Origin of the sequence: Achromobacter sp. 2789STDY5608615 (assembly GCF_001298995.1) — a bacterium.
GTDB classification, from domain to species: Bacteria; Pseudomonadota; Gammaproteobacteria; order Burkholderiales; family Burkholderiaceae_B; genus Achromobacter; species Achromobacter insuavis.
The window spans coordinates 1-3,547 of the sequence record NZ_CYTY01000033.1 but is presented as its reverse complement, the minus strand read 5'-3'; the positions used below and the strand labels follow the sequence as shown (position 1 = coordinate 3,547).

2 protein-coding genes are annotated in these 3,547 nt (G+C 70.5%); both read left to right on the top strand.

Annotated elements, in window-relative coordinates; translation table 11 throughout:
- Nucleotides 1-870: FecR domain-containing protein (locus AOZ49_RS23680; protein WP_054478054.1), on the top strand; the 870-nt coding region annotated here is incomplete at its 5' end.
- Between the two features lie 120 nt (nt 871-990).
- On the top strand, nt 991-3,384 hold the full coding sequence (locus tag AOZ49_RS23675; RefSeq protein WP_054478151.1) for a TonB-dependent siderophore receptor: 2,394 nt from the start codon (nt 991-993) through the stop codon (nt 3,382-3,384).
- The last annotated feature ends 163 nt before the right edge of the window (nt 3,385-3,547 follow it).

The window sequence follows — 3,547 nt, the reverse complement described above, 5'->3', positions numbered from 1 at the left end:
GACCATGCCCGCGCCTGGCGCCATATCGAATCGTTCGGCGCGCACCTGCGCGGCCTGGATGCGCCGCTGACCCACGGCACGCTGAGGCGGGGCGGCGCACGACGCAACCGGCGCGGCGCGCTGAAGCTGTTGGCGCTGGGGGCCGTGGCCGGCACCGGCGCCTGGCTAGCGCGCGACGGCCTGCGCTGGCAATGGCAGGACCTGCACGCCGACTACCGCACCGGCACCGGCGAACGGCGCGCCCTGACGCTGGCGGACGGCACCCGGGTCGACCTGGACACCCGCAGCGCCATCACGATCCGCTACGACGACAACCAGCGCCGCATCGAGCTGTTGCATGGCCGCATCCTGGTCGCCACGGCGCCGGATCCGGTCCGGCCTGGCTGGCCGGCCCGCCCGCTGTTCGTGGATACCGCCCGCGGCCGGCTGCGGCCGCTCGGGACGCGATTCGTCGCGCGGCATCTGGCCGACGCCGACCTGGTGGCGGTGCTGGAGGGCGCGGTGCAAATCCAGCCCATGGATGCCCCCGCGGCGGGCCGTGTGGTGCAAGCCGGCGAGCAAAGCCGCTACGACCGGCTGGGCGCCGAGGCGCCGGCCCGCACCGACCAGCAGGCGGATGCCCAGGCCGGCGCCTGGACCACCGGCATGCTGGTGGCGCGCGACATGCGGCTGGACGACTTCATCGCCGAACTGGCCCGCTACCGCCCCGGCCGGCTGGCCTGTGCGCCGGAAGTCGCCGCGCTGCGCGTCTCGGGCATCTATCCGCTGGCCGATCCGGACAAGGTGCTGGACATGCTCGAACGCACGCATCCCGTGGAAATCCGCGGCGTGACGCGCTACTGGACGACCGTGGCGCGGCGCGAACCGTGACGCCGCCGGCGATTCCGCAAGCCGGATCCCGGATTTTTTTCGGCCCGCCGTGAGGGGTTTTTCGTTCTCGCGTGGCAATCCCTATGGAAGCCACTTTTTTCTCGGGAAATGAAGACCGCCATGCACGACCGCCTCTCGCGCCGCGCCGCCCGCCTCATCGGCCGCGCCGCCCCCCCCCTGCTCTCGCCCGGCCGCCAGGCCGTCCTGTCCTTGTCGGCCACGTTGCTGTCGGCCGCCGCGCTGGCGCAGCCGGCCGCGCGAGCCTACGCGATTCCCGCCGGCTCGCTCGAAAGCGTGCTGACCCGCTATGCCCTGGAAAGCCAGCTGATGCTGTCCTACAGCGCCGCCGACGTCGCCGGCAGGCGCAGCGGCGGACTGACCGGCAGCCACGACGCCGCGTCGGCGCTGCGCCAGATCCTGGCGGGCACGGGCATGCGCGCCAGCCTGCAGCCCAACGGCGGCTACCTGCTGCGGGTGGCGGCCGGCGCGGACGATGCACAGACGCTGCCCTCGGTGACCGTCACCGGCGACGGCGCCGAAACCGCCTGGGGCCCGGTGGCCGGCTTCGTCGCCAAGCACAGCGCCACGGCCACCAAGACCGACACGCCGTTGCACGAAACGCCGCAGTCGGTCTCGGTGGTGCCGCGCGCCCAGGTGGTGGCGCAGGCCGCCGATTCGCTCGACCAGGCGCTGGCCTACACCGCCGGCGTGATGTCGCTGGACGGCGGCGCGCTGCGCAACATCAGCACCGGCTTCACGGTGCGCGGCTTCAACATCACCGGGTCGGCGCCGCTGTACCTGAACGGCACGAAGCTCCCGATGAACTCGATGAGCGGCGCCATGGAGCCGTACAACTACGAACGCATCGAGGTGCTGAAGGGGCCGGCGTCGATCCTGTACGGCCAGGCCGCGCCGGGGGGCATCATCAACCTGGTCAGCAAACGCCCCACCGCCGAGCCGCTGCGCGAGATGGAGGTGAAATACGGCACCTGGAACACCAAGCAGCTGGCCATGGACTTCGGCGGGCCGCTCACCGAGGACGGCAATGTGGGCTACCGACTGACCGGGCTGGCGCGCGATGCGGACACCATGGTGCGGCACATCAACAACGACCGCCAGTCGCTGTCGGGCTCGCTCGAATGGCAGCTGAGCGGCGCCACGCGGCTGACGCTGCTGGGCGGCTGGAGCCGCACCGACAATCCCTACGACGTGGGCAAGCCGCGTGAAGGCACGCTGCTGCCCAACCCCAACGGCGCCATCTCGCGCAAGGTATTCCTGGGCGAACCGGGCTTCGACCGTTTCGTGGTGCAGGGCGGCCACCTGGGTTACCTGCTGGAGCACAAGATCAACGACGACTGGCAGGTGCGGCAGAACCTGCTGGGCTACAACCACCGCGCCAATAGCAACAACCTGTACATGATGACAAGCTCGGTCGACGCCGCCAACCCGGCGCGGGTCGAGCGCCTGGCCGTGTCGCGCGACGACACGGACAAGGGCATCGCCCTGGACAACCAGCTGCTGGGCAAGCTGCGCCACGGCCGCTTCGAGCACACGCTGCTGTTCGGCGTGGACGCCAGCCGCAGCAGCCTGACGCGCGATCAGGCGGTGGGCTTGAATGCCGTCCCGATCGATGTGTATGACCCGGTCTACGGCAGCACGCCGACGCTGGACCCCGCCAGGCGCAGCATCAGCCGCGCGCGCCAGGTAGGCTTCTATGCCCAGGACCAGATCAAATTCGATGGCCGCTGGATCGGCTTGTTCGGCGGCCGCTACGACCGCGCGCGCACCGAGGAAGCGCCCGACGACGGCAGGCAGGATTCGCACGCGTTCTCGCCCCGCGCCGGCCTGATGTATCTGTTCGACAACGGCATGGCGCCCTACTACAGTTTCACCAAGTCATTCCAGCCGACCTCTGGCATGGATTTCGGCGGCACGCCGTTCAAGCCCACCACCGGCACGCAGCACGAGATCGGCCTGAAGTACGAGCCGCCTGGCGTCGACGCGGCGATCACGCTGGCGCTGTACGACATCACCCAGCGCAACGTGGTCACGTCGGACCTGGCCAATCCCGGGTTCTCGGTGCAGACGGGCGAAGTGCGCTCGCGCGGCGCCGAGCTGGAAGGCCGCGCCAGCCTCAACCACAATCTGGACGTGGTGGCCGCCTTCACGCTGACCAACGCCAGGACCACCAAGAGCACCCGGGGCGACGAAGGCGCGCGGCCGGCGTCGGTGCCGCGTTCCATGGCCTCGCTATGGCTGGACTACAAACTGGCGGCGGCGCCGGGCCTGAGCACCGCGGCCGGCGTGCGCTACGTGGGACGGCAGGAAAGCGACGGCGTCACGGTGCCCAGCTACACCGTGCTGGACGCGGCGTTGCGGTACCGCCTGCAGAACTGGGAATTCGCGCTCAACGTCAAGAACCTGACGAACAAGCGCTACATCGCCGCGTGCCCGTATGCCTGCTACTACGGCGACGAACGCAATGTGATGCTGACGGCGCGGGTGAACTGGTAGGAGGTCGGGCTGGCACGGGGTCGGGTTGCCAAGGGATCGGGCGGGTACGGATCGGACTGGCAAGGAGCCCGCCCCGGCTCAGCCCGGCTCGCCGAACACGCCGCGCCAGGGCCGCGCCAGGACCTCGACATCGTCCGCCGACAGGTATTGCGGCGCCCCCCCC